The sequence below is a fragment of the Leptospira sanjuanensis genome (assembly GCF_022267325.1).
GTDB lineage: Bacteria > Spirochaetota > Leptospiria > Leptospirales > Leptospiraceae > Leptospira > Leptospira sanjuanensis.
This window is the reverse complement of record NZ_JAIZBG010000001.1, coordinates 2,208,732-2,225,139: the sequence shown is the minus strand read 5'-3', so window position 1 is coordinate 2,225,139 and position 16,408 is coordinate 2,208,732. Positions and strand designations below refer to the sequence as shown.

Below are 16,408 nucleotides of genomic sequence, written 5' to 3'. Positions count from 1 at the left end.
TTATGATTGTCCAGATCGAATAGAATAGGAGTCGGTACTTGTCAACAGAAGTAGCTCAACCGGATAACGGACAAAAGAATATACAAAGAGAACTAACGCTTGAAATCGATACGAATTACGCGGTGGAAATCGCCGAAGACGTATACTGGATCGGTTTCTACGACGAAAAGGAATCGCTTCACTGCAATCCCTACATGATCAAGAACGGGGACAGCACCATTCTGATCGACCCCGGTTCCATTCCGGACTTCCCCGTGGTCGCAAGAAAGATCTTCTCGCTTGTCGCGCCGGATTCAATCGAAACCATCATTCTACAGCACCAAGATCCCGATCTTTGCGCGAACGTTCCCATATTCGAAGATCTTCGAGGGGATTCTCAAGTCCAGCTCGTCGCCGAAACGAGAACCGTCTATCTCATCAAACACTACGGAGTAAAGGGAAGTGTCGTTCGGATCGGGGACACATTGACCGATTTCGAATCTCCGAGCGGAAGAAAACTGCAGTTTATCAGCACTCCCTTTGCCCATTCTCCCGGAGCGATGATTACGTACGACGTAAAGTCGAAAGTGCTTTTTACGAGCGATATTTTAGGCGGTCTCGGAAAGGAATGGTCCTTGTATCACGATACGAGGGCTTTGGACAATATGAAAGCGTTTATGCAGGCGTACATACCTTCCAATCTCGCCTTACGTTATGCGCTTCTTCGGATTCAAAGTTTCGACGCGGAAGTGATCGCGCCGCAACACGGACAAATCATACGTAAGGAACAACTTCCTTCGATCATCGAAGAACTCTGGAATCTTCCCTGCGGTCTGGATTTAATCAAGGACGATATGATCCAAAAAGCGAGAAAAGGAGATAAAAGTTGAACGAACTGGCGGAATTCGCGAAGAACATCGCGATCGGAAGTCCGGAAGACATCATTCGACGGGAAGAAGACTACTACCGCGCGTTAAGCCGGATCGTTCGTTATCGAAACAAGGAAGCACTTACGCGGGAGATGATGAATCACTTGGTCAACAGCGATCGAAATCGGATTCTCGCTGAGAAAAAAAAGGCGGACGTTCTTTTGCAGAACATTCTTCCCGAATACATGATCGAAGAATTGAAACTCAAGGGAAAGGTAAGGCCGATTCAGCACGAGAACGCGGTCGTGATTATCACGGACTTCGTCGGCTTTTCGGATATCAGCCGTTATATGAGTCCGAACGAACTTTTGAAGGAACTATCCATTTACTTCGACGAGTTCGAACGGATTTGCACCAAACATAGAATCGAAAAGGTAAAAACCATCGGGGACGCGTTCCTCGCCGTGGGAGGTTTGGGAGGATACAAACGAACCGCGAAACTAGATTGTATTCTCGCTTCTTTGGAAATGATGGAATACACGGAATCGAAAAAGAAGGAACGAATCAAGGACGGGGACGACGCGTGGGGACTTAGGATCGCGATTCATTCCGGAACCTTGATCGCGGGAGTCGTCGGCCATACGAAGATCGCGTTCGATATTTGGGGACATACGGTCAACCTCGCTTCCCGGATTGAAAACATAGGCGAGCCCGGAAAGATCACGGTTTCCAAATCGGTTTACAACGACGTGCGCGATTATTTCGACTGCGCGTATATCGGTATGAAAGAACTCAAAGGCGTGGGCAGCCACGATCTTTATACGATCGATTCCATTAAGAAGAATCTGGGTGATCCGCAGTCCATGCAGACGCCCGGTCCGAATTTCAAACGTCTGTATCACGCTTTGGAAGAGGGAAAACACATCATGTTCTCCGAAGGAAAGTATCATATCTCGAATCCGGGCAAACAAGGAAAGCAGCAACCCGTTCTCGCGAGAGAATAATTCGGACTTTTATCGCGTTTTCAAATCCTATTTCGAATGAAAATTGAACTTCGGAAATAAAACGGGATTTACCTTCCTTCCGCGTATCATTCCATGTAAAGAAATCGATTTTCTTTACGACAGTGACAGCGGCAACCGATCTTATCGACTCAAATCTTTTTCCCGAACTCAGAAAGAACCTTCTTTCCTGGTTTCACAAAAACAAACGAGACCTTCCGTTTCGAATCAATAAAAACGCTTATCGAATTTGGGTAAGCGAGATTATGCTTCAGCAAACCCGCGTCGGCGCGATGCTTCCGATTTACGAAGCTTTCCTCCAAAGGTTTCCCGAGCCGAAAGCGCTGCAAGAAGCGAGCGAAGAAGAAGTTATGAAGTATTGGAAGGGACTCGGTTATTACTCCCGTGCGAGAAATCTGAAAAAAGGCGCGGAGTTGATCGTGGAAAAACATCGAGGTTCGTTTCCGCAAAACTACGAAGAAGCGTTGTCCATTCCCGGCGTGGGAAGTTATACCGCGGCCGCCGTTTTATCGATCGCATACGGAAAACGTCATGCGGTATTGGACGGAAACGTGAAGCGCGTGTTGTCCCGATTGTTTTTGATCACGTCCGATCCTAATTTAAGTTCCACCAATCAATTTCTTGCGAACCTCGCACAAGAATTCTTAACCTACGAATCTCCCGGAGATCACAACGAAGCGATGATGGAATTGGGAGCGCTCGTTTGTGTTCCCGCTCCGAACTGCACCGCTTGTCCTTTGGAAAAACGTTGCGCAGCGAGAATTGCGGGAAAGGAAAGGGAAATTCCCGCTCCGAAATCTGTGGAGAATTGGATTGATCTGGATCTCAATTTTTTATATTTAAAATCGGAAGAAGAACTTCTTTTGGTGAAAGATCCGAAACGAAGATTTTTCAAAACGATTTATTCTCTGCCGTTTCGCTTGGAAGGCAAACATCCGTATGAATCGGACGAATGGATCGAAGAACTTTTCGACGAAGATCGGATCGTAACGAACGCGATCCACGCAAGACATTCGATCACAAATCATAAGATTCGGCTTAAGTTCAGCGAACTCGAAACGAAGAACCGCAAGAAAGTGGAATCCGTCCTGCGGAAACGAAAGGACGTCGAGTTCAAATGGATCCGAGAATCGGAACTTAAGGAAGAATTTCCTTCGTCCATCTCAGGCAAACTGATCAAACTTCGAACTAAAACTAAAAAATATCCGGAACTTCCGGTGGGGAAATCATGAAACTCAGATCCACTGCGGAATTCGTAAAAGAACTGCAAAGACAAAAGGAACTGCTCGTCATCGAGGAGGAAGTCGATCCGAATCTGGAACTCGCCGAGATTCAAAGAAGGGTCGTCGCCAAACGAGGCCCGGCTCTTCTTTTTAAAAACGTAAAAGGTTCGCGTTTCAGCGTAGCTACCAATCTCTACGGTTCCGAAAGCAGAATGAAGATCGCGTTCGGAGAAGATCCGATCCGCTTCGTACAAAAGATCGCGCATACGATTCAACACATTTTGCCTCCGACCCCTTCCAAGGTTTGGGGACTGAGAAACGTCGCGTTTCAGGCGCTCAAGGTCGGATTAAAAAAAGTAGGCACGGCTCCGGTTCTGGAAAATACATTAGATTCTTTGCATGAACTACCCACGATCAAATCCTGGCCGAAGGACGGTGGGAACTTCGTCACGCTTCCGCTGGTATATACGGAAAGTCCCAAAACCGGAAAGGGAAATCTGGGAATGTATCGGATTCAGATTCACGGTCCGATGGAAACCGGAATGCACATTCAGATTCATCGAGGCGGCGGAAATCATTACTACGAAGCCGAAAAACAGGGACGGGCTCTACCCGTTCATATCTACGCAGGCGGTCCTCCGGGTTTGACGATCGCCGCCGTCGCGCCCTTGCCGGAGGAAATCAGCGAGCTCATTCTCGCATCGCTGTTGTTAGGTGAAAAACTTAAGGTTAAACGCGATTCGAACGTTTCTTCTCTTCCGATCGTGGCGGATGCGGACTTTATGATTCAAGGAGTGATCCCTCCCAAGATCCGAAAACCGGAAGGACCGTTCGGGGATCATTACGGTTATTACGCTTTGAGGCACGATTACCCGATCGTCCAGGTTCAAAAAATCTTTCATCGAAAGGATGCTATCTGGCCCGCGACCGTGGTCGGTCGTCCACCGCAAGAAGATCACTGGATCGCGGAATATCTGCAGGATCTTTTATCTCCCATGTTTCCGGTCGTAATGCCCGCGGTCAAAGGCGTTTGGGCGTACGAAGAATCCGGCGTACATTCTCTTGCCGCTGCGGTCGTTCAGGAACGATACCAAGGAGAAGCGTTTACCGGCGCTCTTAGGATTTTGGGAGAAGGGCAGTTGTCCCTCACGAAGGTATTGCTCGTCACGGATCAGAACGTGGATCTCAAAAACTTTAGAGAAACGTTTATTAGCGTATTAGAAAGAATGAATCCTATTACGGACCTTCATATCTTTGCGAACATTTCCCAAGATACTCTGGATTACACCGGACCGGAAGTGAACAAGGGAAGCAAGGCGATTCTTTTGGGATCGGGCAAAAAGAAGAACGATCTCAAAACGGCTTTCCGAGGCAAGTTTGCGAATTCTTCCTTTACCGATCCGAAAGTCGCCTATCCGGGAGTTTTAGTGGTTTCCGGACCGAAGTATAAGTTTAAGGACGGCGTTCCCGCAAAACTTCTGAAAGAAAAATCCATCCGGGATTTCTTGTTCGTCTTTCTTGTGGACGATTCGGAGGACGCGACTAAAAGCGATCACGACTTTATCTGGTCGATCTTTACGAGATTCGAACCCGCGGGGGATATCTACGCCGATACGAAATTAATCCGAAATCATCCGGCGCTTTATCCTCCTGTCGTCGTCGACTGCAGAATGAAAACCTGGTATCCTCCTTTGACGGAAGCGGACCCGAAAACGATCCGAAAGGTCGACGATAGATTTGGTAGACTGTTAGAATCACTTTAGGAAATCTGAACCCTATGACGAAAAAAAGATGCATCGTAACGGGAGGAGCCGGTCTGATCGGTTCCAATCTGATCGAAGAACTAAACGGACAAGGAATCGACGAGATTCTCGTCGTGGATCATCTCGGGACTTCCTCCAAATGGAAGAATCTGCTCGGTAAAAAATATTCGGACTATTTGGAAAAGGATCGTTTCCTCGAATCGGCGCTTCGTTCCGATCTATTAAAATATTATGATATTCTGTTTCATTTGGGGGCGTGTTCCTCGACCACGGAAACGGACGCGTCCTATCTGATCGAAAACAATTTCGAATACACGAAGTTGCTCGCGAAAGAATCGCTGAAGAACGGATTGCGTTTCGTTTACGCTTCTTCCGCCGCGACCTACGGAGACGGAGCGAACGGATACGACGACAAGGCTCCGATCGATTCGTTGAAACCTCTGAACATGTACGGATATTCGAAACACATGTTCGATCTCTACGCGCAAAAACAGGGATTTTTAAACAGAATCACCGGAATCAAATACTTCAACGTGTTCGGTTACGGAGAAGGGCACAAAGGGGATATGAGAAGCGTCGTGTTGAAGGGTTACGAGCAGATCAAAAAAGAGGGAAAGATCCGTCTTTTTAAATCCTATAAGCCGGAATACAAGGACGGGGAACAAAAACGGGACTTTTTATACGCGAAGGACGCCGCAAAGATCACCGCCTATCTGGCGTTTGGCGGTCACGGAGGCCTTTACAACCTCGGAAGAGGAATCGCCGAAACCTGGAACGATTTGGTTTCCGCGATCTTCGATACGTTGAAACTTCCGAAGAACATAGAGTATACTGAAATGCCCGAATCCTTAAAGGCGAAATATCAATACTATACTTGCGCCGATACGATAAAACTGCTGAAAACGGGTTATAACGGTGGTTTTACGAAATTGAGCGATGCGGTGAGAGAGTATGTAACCCTCCTCGATGAGGAAGAGGGTACATAACGTATTTTGAAAGTGATTTTTTAAGGATTATCCGTAGATTTTTACGATCGTACGGATCAGATCCTTGTATTTTCCGTCTTTCAGATAGTAGAAGACTTGGTTGGATTCTTTTCTGCTGGAAAGAATTCCGTTGATCTTCATTTTGCTCAGGTGTTGGGAAGCCGCAGATTGGCTGATTCCCAATAAATCCACGAGTTCACCTACGCTGTGTTCTTTCTGAGATAGGAAGAAAAGAATCTGCAGACGGTCCGGGTGAGCGATCCCCTTGATTCCGCGAATTGCCGATTCCAACTGGTTTTTCTTTAATGCTGATTTTTCTTTAGACATTGTTTTACTCTTTTTTTTATTTCTAAAAGAAGAAGATGCTTTTCTTTTTAGACTCGCTTTACCGTTTTAAGTCCATTCAGTTTTGTTAAACTAGTAAATCTTAATTCGGTAAATTACGGTCTATTGTATTATAATTTTATCTTAGTGTAAAGTTCTTTTCTTAAAAAAATGATTTCCGATTAAATTTTTACTCCACCTGAAATTTCTAATACAACTCCGGACACTAAATCATTGTTAGCAATGAACTCGGCAGTGAGAGCGATTTCATAAGGTTCTCCTAATCTACCAATCGGTATAAGAGCTTCCCATTTTTTTAATGCTTCCGGATTCATATCCTTCATTACCATTTCTGTTTTTATAAATCCGGGTGCAATGCCTGCCACACGAATGCCGTATCTACTTAATTCTTTTGCCCACAGTTTCGTCATTGCGGCAACGCCGGCTTTTGCGGCAGAATAATTCGTTTGTCCCGGATTACCATGCATAGCGACGGAAGCAATCGGGATAATAACTCCTTTGCTTTTGCTTTCGATCATCTGAATCGCGGCTTCTCTTCCGGTAAGAAACACTCCGGTAAGATTCACGTCGATGACGGATTGCCAATTCGATAAGGACATTTTAGAAACGACTTTGCCGGTTTCCTTATCCGTCTTTACGAGAAGACCGTCTCTTAAGATTCCCGCATTCAATACCGCGACATCCAAACTTCCGAAATGTTTCACCGCAGACTGCATAAGCTTTTCTGCATCTTCTTCTTTGGATACGTCCGCTTTGAAAGAGAATACTTCCGCTCCTAAAGCTTTGATGTCGTTTTCGGCTTCTTTCAGTTTTTCTTCAGATATGTCCGAAAGGACGATTTTTGCCCCTTTTTTGGCGAAATGTTCCGCCATCGCCTTTCCGAGTCCGCCGGCGGAACCGGTAACAAGTACTGTTTTACCTTTAATGTCCAAGATTATTTTCCTTTAATTCTTTGCTTCTAATGCTGATATAACGTTCCGAAAACGGGATTTCGACTCTCGCGATCGTTTGGTGTTCGTGCGTCATGATACGGAAAAGGTGCGGATCTATATTCTCACTTTTTAATAGAATCATGATGAGGGCGATTCCCAATCCAGCTCCTTCCGTATTGTCCATATTGTCCATATAGAATTCGGCGATGTCGTTATAACCCATCGCCTTTCTCATCTTCTCCCGCATCCGTTCTTCTTCCTCTTCGATTACGGGAGTATTATTCGTTACCTCGACGACAACACCATCGTTCGTATAAGTAATGTTTAATTTTACAGAAATGCCGCGAGCAAGACATCGCTTGCCATATTCGTCCGCCATCTTTTCGGAGAACTTCGCTTTAAAAGCGGTTATTCCTTTTTCATAATGTTCAGGATTTCGAATATCCAATCCTTCGTCTTCGAAAAAGACCCTCTTTTGATTGGCTTTCACTCCGTTGATGGACATCTCTTTGGTGATTGTATACAACATTTCGATGTATCGGGTTTGGCCCACCTTGGTTAAGATTTCCGTAATAATTCGGAGAACGTATTTTTCAAGTTTGGAGTTCATCCGGGAGGATTGAACCGTGATTCGGGAACGAGTTTGAATGAGTTCGGAAAGCTTTTGATCTAAGTCTTGAAAACTTTTTGCCATATTTCTTTAAATCCCCGCGGTATACCGGACGCTACAAATTTCCCTGTCAGTTTCAATCAGAAAGAGAAGGAATCAATCAAATTCCAGAATTACGATATTCTAAAAATCAGATAAATCAGACAAATTTGAAACGATTCCTTTGTTCGTTCCGATCGTTAGAATTTCTGAATTCTTTTTAAAACAGAAGGGACAACCGGATTCATAACCTATCGTCGGCATGTTTTTCTCAGAGATTCACAAAAGATTCCATTCTAAATTCTTCATATTTGAATTTGATACATCGGCTCGTTCGTTTTTATAAGAAGGGAATTGCTCTTAGGAATCGATCTTTCTTTCCCGTTCTCGAACCGTTCGTTCAAACGGTAGGAGATAAAACCGATTTCCTTTTGGTTCCAACGATTTTCCGTTACGGACTTTTCGTTAAGGGAAGAAGGAAGTGCGGATTCGATTCTCCGTTCTCGAAAATAAAATTCAATTTTCCGTAAAAAATGATTGCAATCATTTGTATAGCAATTATATGAAGGGTATAATTTGTTTAGTATTTAGAGGAACCTATGCTCAAGACACTGAATATAAGAGATTTCGCTCTTATCGAAGAAGCCTGTATCGATTTTCAAAAAGGAATGACGGTGATCACGGGTGAGACCGGCGCCGGAAAGTCTCTGATCCTGGACGCGATTTCCTCGCTTTTGGGAGGCAAAAGTAGCCCGATGGAAATTCGAACCGGGGCGCCGCGTTATGTGTTAGAGGGCGCCTTTGATCTTTCTAAAAATCCGGCGGCGCTGGAATGGTTGAAGGAGAAAGGGTTCCCATACGAATCCAAGGAGCTTACGCTTCACAGAGAATGCAGCCGGGACGGTAAGTCCCGGATTCTTATCAATCAATCCCTGGCTTCTTCCACGACGCTTCGGGGTTTGGGGGAATTGATCGCTGAAGTTCACAATCAAAACGATCAGATTCTTCTTTTGGATCGGGGAGAACAGCTCGATATCATCGATCTGCACGCGGGTTTGATTCCTCTGCGAAACGAAGTGAAGGAATGTTTTCTTACGTACAGAAGTTTAAAAAAACGTTTGGAGGAACTTCGTAAAAACGAAGAGGAAAAATCCAAACGAATCGAATTTCTAACCTTTCAAATCAAAGAAATCAAAGAAGCCGATCTCAAAGACGGAGAGGAAGAAAGTCTAGTCCAAGAGGAACATCTGCTTGCGCACGGAGAACTTCTTGCACAAAATTACGAAATACTTTCTTCCTATCTCGCCGACAGCGAGTCCGCGATTCTTCCTTTGTTTCCGAGACTTTTGATGGCCGCGGAAAAGATCAAATCGATTCAACCCGATTTCAGCAAGACCTTGGATTCGTTACAGGAGATTTACATTCAACTCAAGGAGATCAACTCTTCCGTTTTGGATGAGAAGGAAGAAATCTTCTTTTCTCCGGACAGACTTCAATTCGTTCAATCCCGTTTGGATCTGATTTCCAAATTGAAAAAGAAATACGGCTCCAATCTTTCGGAGATTCTCGACTGCAAAAACAAAGCGGAACAAGAACTCGAAGCGATGGAAAAGAATTCCAAAAACAAAGAATCTATGGAAACCGAGATTGAAAAAGTGACTTCCCGACTCGGTTCTCTTTCGATTCAACTTTCCAAAGCAAGAAGAGAATCCTTGATCCGATTCGAGTCTTCTTTGAAATCGGAACTCGAACAGCTCGGAATGCCGGGCGCTGCCGTGCAAGTCGTTCTGCGCTGGGAACCGAGTCCCGAAGGTGAGGTTTCGGCTTCCGGCAAGAGTTATATCGTAAACGAATCCGGTCTGGATCAGCTTGAGTTTTATTTCAGTCCGAATCCGGGAGAAAAACCGAGACCGCTTCGAAAGATCGCTTCCGGCGGAGAAGTTTCCCGAGTGATGCTTGCGATCCGTTCCATTCTAGGAAATCAATCGAATCTGCGCGTGTTGATCTTTGACGAGATCGATTCCGGTTTGGGCGGAGAGATCGCGATCGATGTGGCCCGCAAACTCAGAAACTTGGCGGCCAATCACCAGCTGATCTTGATTACTCACTTGCAGCAGATCGCTTCCGCGGCAAACGATCATCTGAAAATCAGCAAATCCGTGGAAGGCGGTAGAACTTTTTCGAAAGCGGAATTCTTGAGTTTAGAAGAACGAACTTTGGAACTTGCGAGAATGATTTCGGGTCAGAGGGTTTCAAAAGGCGCTCTTGAACACGCTAAGGAATTGCTGAAAAAACAGGCGGTCTAACGGTGCGGGTTTTTTCATTTGGAATCCCCATAAAAAGGAGGCACGCAGATTAGAAAACTGTTTGGCAGCCACAAGAGAGTTTTAAACTCTACTTATGGGAGAATTTTATTCAAATGTTTTTAGCCAAGTCCGATTCTCTAATTTCTGCGATTCCTCCGGAATCCGTACCGATCATTATCGTTTTAGTTTCCATCATCGGTTTTACCATCATCATTGAAAGACTGATTTACTTCTCTAAGTGGAAGCCGATCACACCGGACGATTGGCGGTCCGTAAAAGAATTATTCCGTCAAAAAAATTGGGACACGGCGGCCGATTATCTCAAAGGCATCAGCAACGGTCCCGCTTCCCTCGTTCTTCAAGCGGGTATCGAATCCTCCCGAAAAAATTCGGAAGCCGCAGAAGACGAAATGCTTTCCGCGGGTTTCGCCCAGATTCTGAAGATGGAACGTTTTCTTTCCGGACTTGGAACGATCGCGACAATTTCTCCTCTTCTTGGGGTTTTAGGAACCGTTCTCGGAATCATTCGTTCCTTTGAAGAAGGTTCGGGAACCAGAGGGGCGGAAGTAGGGATCAGCGAGGCCTTGATTACAACCGCGATGGGACTTGCGATCGCAATTCCGGCTTACGTTGCTTATAACTACTTTCAAAAGAAAAAGGAAGATACGATAGCCGAAATGGAAAACCTTTCCGGTCAGGCTCTCAAATATCTGAAATAAATTATGAAATTCAGAAAGTTCCGATCTTCCCCCGGCAGAGGAGGCCAAATCGAATTGGCTCCTCTCATCGACGTCATTTCTTTTATCGTCATTTATTTTTTGATGAACGCGACTTTGGAAAAATCGACGGTGATGAAGATCGAGCTTCCGCGTTCTTCCTCCACCGCGCAGGAAAAGAAAAAGGACGAACTCGTGATCACGGTAAACAAGGACGGAAAGATTTTTCTGGATAAGGACACCGATCCGGTTCCTTTGGAAAAACTGACCGAAAAGATCAACGTTTTTCTCGGACCTGTGGAAAAAAGAGAACCCGGTAAAAATCGAGTCATCATCCGCGGGGACGGAACGGCGAGCTATCAAACCGTGATCAAAGTAATCGATAAGGTAAACGAGGCGGGAGTAAGTAAGTTTAACCTAGCCATGGTTAGACAAACGGGTTCCGGAGAAAAATAAACAATCTTCGGTTAGACGGTTTGATTCTGTAAACATATATCTGGTGGCTTGTCTTTTACTTTGAAAAGAATATTCTCCTTAACTCTGAAAGGATCCGTATTAGCAATTCTTTTAGGACTGTTATTCTATTCGGGCGAACTGACTCAGCTTCTCTCCAAACGGACCGACTACATCGGCAAGGTCATCAAAGAAATCAAATTCAAGGGAAACAAAAACACTCCCGACGGCGACCTCGAGTCCATGCTCGACATGAAGGTCGGCAAAACCCTTACTAAGAAAGTTCTCGATAAAGACTTAAAGACGTTATTCAACTCCGGATTCTTCTACTTTGTGGATATTCAGGCGGAAGACGTACAGGACGGAGTTCGCATTATCGTGGACTTAAAGGAAAGACCGCGCGTTCGAGACGTGGAGTTCGTCGGAGCCGACGAAGTTTTTCCAGCCGATTTGCGCGACAAACTTCCTCTCAAAGACAACGAAGTCATCACACCTCAAAAGATCACCAAATCCAGAGATCTTATCTTGCAGAAATACAGAGACGAAGGATTTTTTCTCGCCTACGTAAAAGTGGAACTCGGCAAACCCGATCCGAAGACGAACTTGGTTCGCGTTCGTTTTATCATCGACGAAGGCGAAGAGATTCCCGTTTCCAAGATCAACGTGTACGGAAACGAATCCGTGGAAACTTCGGAACTTCTTTCGGTGATGGAGATGAAGGAAGAAGGAGTGTTCGAAGGCGGGAACTTCAAAGAATCCTCGTTCGAAAAGGATAAGGATACGATCGTCGCCTATCTCAAGAGCAAGGGTTATCTCGACGCCGAACTCATACGAGAAGGTACGAACTGGGAAATCCATTGGGAGAACCCCGAAAAAAAAGACAGACGCGTTATCATCGTAAACATCAAGATTTCCGAAGGTCAGGTTTACTTTTTCAACGGTTATACATTGAATCACGATATGTCCTTGGATGGAGAAGGGCGTCCTCTCTTCTTAAACAAGGAAAAAAATCCGCCCGAAACTCCGAAAGACGATTTTAAACCGCTTTTCACACCGAAAGAAATCGAAAAGAATTTGGATTACAGCGACGGGGACATCGGGGTAATCTTCGACGAAACGCGTTTTATGCGGGACCGGGGAACGATGAACGAACTCTACAGCTCGAAAGGATATTTGTTCGCTCAGGTCATTCCGCGTAGAAAGGTGATCTCTCTCGATCGCGAAAACATCGAGTATTACGAGAACTGTTACAGCAGAAAATCCGAAGAGGAAAGAAGGATTTGCGAAAGCGAATATACGCAGCTTCACATCAAACGTCTTCGCCAGCTCTACAACACCAAACCGGAGTTACACGGAAAAAAATTCGTTCACGTGGATTTTAACATCCGCGAGAACAACCTCGCTTACGTGGAGAACGTAATCATAAAGGGAAACAAGAAAACTCAGGATCGTGTGATTCGACGCGAACTTCTTTTCAAACAAGGAGACCTTTTCAATTCCACTCTCGTAAACCGTTCTCGGGAAAGAATTTATAACCTCGGCTATTTCAAGGAAGTCAACTTCAACATGAGACCGGGTTCGGATCAAACCAAGATGAACCTCATCATCGAAGTTCTCGAACAACCGACAGGAACGGTCTCCATGGGGGGCGGTTACGGAACGATTACCGGATTTTCGATCTTTACCGAAGTCGGGGAAAACAACCTGAACGGAACCGGTCAAAAAATTTCGGGACGTCTTGAATTCGGTCCTTATCGAAGATTGTTTCAAATCACTTGGACTGAACCTTGGCTCTACAATAAACCCTGGTCTCTTTCTCTTTCGCTTTTTTATTCTTCGAGAATTTACAACGTGGGCGCGGTTTCGATCACGGAAAACAACAACCAGCAGTCCATCAAGGAACAGGCGATTTACTCCAGGGACGGGGTCGGTTTTACGGTGGGGATCGGTCATAGGATCTTCATCAACTGGACGCACTTCCATAGATATTCTCCGAGTATTTACGCTTCGACGAATCCTTCTTCCCTTGTTTCGGATCAGGTTCTTGCCGAGGTTCGAAGAGGCTGGCAGTTCCGTTCTCAGCTTTCGAACGGGATCGCGTATGATATTCGCGACAACGTATTCAATCCTACGCAAGGATACGATCTTCTCTTTCAGATGGACAACGTCGGACAGGCGTTAGGCGGGCAATCCCACTTCGACCAATATCGCATTCTCGCGGAATACTATCATACCTGGTTTGATTACAGCTTCTTCGGTTTTTTCAGAAACAACGCTCTGAGACGTTGGAGAGTCGTTCAGGAATTCAGAAGTTCGTCCCTCTTTACGTTCCAACGAGTTCCGTATTACGGAAAACAGGACCCGATTCAAAATCCGTATATTCAGTTGCAGGATTTACAATTCCTGGGCGGATACGAATCCCTTCGCGGTTGGTTTTACAACGACGCGAAATATCCGACGGAGTGGCGGGACGGGGCCGCGAGTCGTATGATCTTCGGTTCGGAACTTCGTTTCCCGATCGAACCCACCTTACTGTGGTTAGTCGCATTCTTCGACGCCGGTGCCTTGTATGAGGAAGTCAATCGAGCACAAGGTGTGAGGAGAGATCTCTTTACGACATACGATCAAAGAATCCGAGAAGCACAGCTTAAGGATCCGGTCGGTTACGCGCTCACGAATCACTACAATCTCAGCGCGCTTCGCAAAGCGGATTATACGTTTGAGGAGCTCAACAACCCGGCCAACCTGGTTCTTTCGGGTAACAACGTCGCTCTGGATAAATTTAGGTTCTCCTGGGGGATCGGTCTTCGAATTCAGATCCCGGTTCTTCCGCTTCGGATTTACTTTGCGCAGAAGTTGAAATACACCGGGGTCGCGGAACATCCGTTTACGAAATTCGATTCGGACAACGCATTTCAGTTTGTATTCGGGATCGGAGATTATAGATTTTAACCGTGGACCCTCTGTTAGTTGGATTAAACGAAGAACAAAAAAAAGCGGTTCTTCAGGTTTCCGGTCCGGTTCTTATCTTGGCCGGCGCGGGTTCCGGAAAAACCAGAGTCATTACGCATAGAATCGCGAACCTTCTCGTCAATCACGGAATCGATCGGATCTGCGCGGTGACCTTTACGAACAAGGCCGCGGCAGAAATGCTGGAACGAGTCAAAAGTCTCGTTCCGTTTATTCCCGCCAATCTTCAAATCAAAACCTTTCACTCCCTTTGTCTTTATATCTTACGAAGAGAAGCTTCATTTTTCGGTTTTGATAGCGGTTTTACCGTGTACGATACTACTTTGCAGGAATCTCTTCTCAAACAAGTCGTGAAGGATCTTTCCCTCGATCCGAAATTTTACAAACCGTCCATGCTTGGAAATTACATCAGCGGGCTCAAAGACAAGATGTTGTCTCCCGAAGCGTATTTGGAAAAGGAAGGACGCACCGATTTTTCCAAAACGGTTTCCGCGGTTTACAAAGAATACGAAAAACGAAAGGACGCGAGCCGCGCGTTCGACTTCGGAGATCTCATCTGGAAAACGGTTCAACTCTTACAAAAATCGCCGGATGCGATCGCAAAGTATCGTCACAAATGGGAATACGTGATGGTCGACGAGTATCAGGATACGAACAAGGTCCAATACGAACTCGTGCTTCTTCTCGCGGGAGAAAAAAGAAATCTTTGCGTCGTGGGCGACGACGATCAGTCCATCTATTCTTGGAGAGGGGCGGACATCGGAAACATTCTCAACTTTGAAAAGGATTTTCCCGAATCGGTCGTTATCAAACTCGAAGAGAACTATCGTTCCTCTTCCAACATCATTCTCGCAGCGTCTAAGGTCATATCGAACAACACGCAGAGAAAACAAAAGGAAATCTTCACGAACAATCCGGAAGGTTCTCCCGTCGTGTTAAACGAATACGAAAACGAGTCCGAGGAATCGCACGGGGTAGTGACTCGGATCCGCTCGGCGTATTCTTCGGGAACGGAATATAAGAATATCGCAATATTCTATAGAACAAACGCCCAATCCAGATACTTCGAGGAAACACTGCGTAAGTTGGCGATCCCGTATAAGATCTTCGGAGGTTTCCGATTTTTCGATCGCGCCGAAATCAAGGACTTTATCGCGTATCTGAACGTGGTTTCCAATCCGCTCGACAGCGTTTCTTTATTAAGAATCGTGAATTATCCTCCGCGAGGAATCGGGGATTCCGGCATCGATAAGATCCGAGAATTCTCCCTGGAAAACGGAATTTCCCTTTTGGAAACGCTCGGAAAAGAAGACATTCCTCTCAAAAAAGCGGCCAAAGCCAAAGGAAAAGAACTCTATCATCTCTTCAACGATCTGATCGAAAAATCGGAGAAAGGCTCCGCGCCTTCGGAAATCGCATTAGAACTTTTGAATCGATCCGGCCTCATGTCCCATTTCAAGGAAGAGGGAACGGAAGAATCGATCGCACGTCTTGAAAACCTTCAGGAGTTAGTCAACTCCATCGAGGAATACGAAAAAAATTCGGATTCTCCCTCTTTGGAGGAATATCTGAATCAGATCAGTCTTTTGACCAGCGAAGAAGACACGAAAGAACTGACCGACTACGTGAACCTGATGACGGTGCATAACGCGAAGGGATTGGAATTCAAAATCGTGTTTCTTTCCGGATTGGAAGAGGGCACGTTTCCTCACAGCATGAGTCTGGAGGATTCTCATTTCGGAGACGAAGAAGAAAGAAGACTTTTCTACGTGGCTCTTACCCGCGCGCGGGAGGAACTCTATCTGAGCTATTGCAGAACCTCCCGCAAATTCGGTAAGGTGGAAGATCGGATTCCGTCCCGATTTTTATCCGAGGTTCCGCGGGAATGTTTCGGTGATCGAGGTTATACCGCCCGGGAACGCACCGCTCGAAGACCGCAGGGGCCGCCTTTGGCTTCTAAGATCCGCGAAGTCGCGGAAGAAGAATTCGATTCCGGTTTTTCCCAAGCTCCGAATCCGGACAATGCCTTTCTCAAACCGGGGGATCGCGTAAAACACAAACAATTCGGGATTGGGACGATCGTATCCGTTTCCGGAAAGGAAAAAAACACGAAGGTTTCCATCCGCTTCGGAAACGTGGAGAAGAACTTTTTTGTTGCCTACACCCCGCTCGAGAAATTATAAGGAAGGGGTAAG

The 16,408-nt window shown here is 45.8% G+C and carries 13 protein-coding genes; 10 read left to right on the top strand and 3 right to left on the bottom strand.

Translation table 11 applies throughout. The annotated features are described in order from the left end of the window. The first annotated feature begins 38 nt into the window (after positions 1–38). The 5 genes from LFX25_RS10070 (at position 39) to rfaD (ending at position 5,842) form a co-directional block, all read left to right on the top strand. Positions 39–869, top strand: coding sequence for an oxygen-binding di-iron domain-containing protein (locus LFX25_RS10070; protein ID WP_238730121.1), 831 nt, complete (start codon positions 39–41; stop codon positions 867–869). Then, entirely contained in the window at positions 866–1,852 is a 987-nt protein-coding gene (locus tag LFX25_RS10065) for an adenylate/guanylate cyclase domain-containing protein (RefSeq protein ID WP_238730120.1), read from the top strand. Before LFX25_RS10070 ends, LFX25_RS10065 begins: the two co-directional genes overlap by 4 nt. Positions 1,853–1,974: 122 nt before the next feature. Then, on the top strand, positions 1,975–3,102 hold the full coding sequence (mutY, locus tag LFX25_RS10060; protein WP_238730119.1) for an A/G-specific adenine glycosylase: 1,128 nt from the start codon (positions 1,975–1,977) through the stop codon (positions 3,100–3,102). Further along, positions 3,099–4,856, top strand: a complete 1,758-nt coding sequence (locus LFX25_RS10055) for a UbiD family decarboxylase (protein ID WP_238730118.1) — start codon at positions 3,099–3,101, stop codon at positions 4,854–4,856. Before mutY ends, LFX25_RS10055 begins: the two co-directional genes overlap by 4 nt. 14 nt (positions 4,857–4,870) lie before the next feature. After that, complete coding sequence (gene rfaD / locus LFX25_RS10050; protein WP_238730117.1) at positions 4,871–5,842, top strand: ADP-glyceromanno-heptose 6-epimerase; 972 nt, start codon at positions 4,871–4,873, stop codon at positions 5,840–5,842. A gap of 27 nt (positions 5,843–5,869) precedes the next feature. Here rfaD and LFX25_RS10045 read toward each other — a convergent pair whose 3' ends face one another. The 3 genes from LFX25_RS10045 to LFX25_RS10035 form a co-directional block, all read right to left on the bottom strand. Next, positions 5,870–6,169, bottom strand: coding sequence for an ArsR/SmtB family transcription factor (locus LFX25_RS10045; protein ID WP_000031888.1), 300 nt, complete (start codon positions 6,167–6,169; stop codon positions 5,870–5,872). A 179-nt stretch (positions 6,170–6,348) separates the two neighbouring features. Next, positions 6,349–7,119, bottom strand: a complete 771-nt coding sequence (locus tag LFX25_RS10040) for an SDR family oxidoreductase (protein WP_118955736.1) — start codon at positions 7,117–7,119, stop codon at positions 6,349–6,351. Further along, positions 7,109–7,813 carry a histidine kinase gene (locus LFX25_RS10035; protein ID WP_238730116.1) on the bottom strand — a complete coding sequence of 235 codons (705 nt, stop codon included), beginning with the start codon at positions 7,811–7,813 and terminating at the stop codon, positions 7,109–7,111. Before LFX25_RS10035 ends, LFX25_RS10040 begins: the two co-directional genes overlap by 11 nt. A gap of 554 nt (positions 7,814–8,367) precedes the next feature. Between LFX25_RS10035 and recN the strand changes: the two genes are divergently transcribed. From recN to LFX25_RS10010, 5 genes are all read left to right on the top strand, one after another. Continuing rightward, a complete protein-coding gene (gene recN / locus LFX25_RS10030; protein WP_238730115.1) occupies positions 8,368–10,074 on the top strand; it encodes a DNA repair protein RecN in 1,707 nt (568 codons plus the stop codon). 113 nt (positions 10,075–10,187) lie between these two features. Beyond that, positions 10,188–10,793: a MotA/TolQ/ExbB proton channel family protein gene (locus LFX25_RS10025; protein ID WP_238730114.1), complete on the top strand. Its 606-nt coding sequence runs from the start codon at positions 10,188–10,190 to the stop codon at positions 10,791–10,793. A 3-nt stretch (positions 10,794–10,796) separates the two neighbouring features. Then, positions 10,797–11,246 carry an ExbD/TolR family protein gene (locus tag LFX25_RS10020; protein WP_238730113.1) on the top strand — a complete coding sequence of 150 codons (450 nt, stop codon included), beginning with the start codon at positions 10,797–10,799 and terminating at the stop codon, positions 11,244–11,246. A 60-nt stretch (positions 11,247–11,306) separates the two neighbouring features. Beyond that, positions 11,307–14,195 (top strand): BamA/OMP85 family outer membrane protein, encoded by a 2,889-nt coding sequence (locus LFX25_RS10015; RefSeq protein WP_319937149.1) that lies wholly within the window; start codon positions 11,307–11,309, stop codon positions 14,193–14,195. Between the two features lie 2 nt (positions 14,196–14,197). Next, complete coding sequence (locus LFX25_RS10010; protein ID WP_238730112.1) at positions 14,198–16,396, top strand: ATP-dependent helicase; 2,199 nt, start codon at positions 14,198–14,200, stop codon at positions 16,394–16,396. Positions 16,397–16,408: the final 12 nt, after the last annotated feature.

Excerpts from the sequence above, each read along its gene's own strand:
- LFX25_RS10055 (WP_238730118.1), top strand. The coding sequence starts at position 3,099 with ATGAAACTCAGATCCACTGCGGAATTCGTAAAAGAACTGCAAAGACAA.
- rfaD (WP_238730117.1), top strand. The coding sequence starts at position 4,871 with ATGACGAAAAAAAGATGCATCGTAACGGGAGGAGCCGGTCTGATCGGT.
- LFX25_RS10045 (WP_000031888.1), bottom strand. The coding sequence starts at position 6,169 with ATGTCTAAAGAAAAATCAGCATTAAAGAAAAACCAGTTGGAATCGGCA.
- LFX25_RS10035 (WP_238730116.1), bottom strand. The coding sequence starts at position 7,813 with ATGGCAAAAAGTTTTCAAGACTTAGATCAAAAGCTTTCCGAACTCATT.
- recN (WP_238730115.1), top strand. The coding sequence starts at position 8,368 with ATGCTCAAGACACTGAATATAAGAGATTTCGCTCTTATCGAAGAAGCC.
- LFX25_RS10025 (WP_238730114.1), top strand. The coding sequence starts at position 10,188 with ATGTTTTTAGCCAAGTCCGATTCTCTAATTTCTGCGATTCCTCCGGAA.
- LFX25_RS10020 (WP_238730113.1), top strand. The coding sequence starts at position 10,797 with ATGAAATTCAGAAAGTTCCGATCTTCCCCCGGCAGAGGAGGCCAAATC.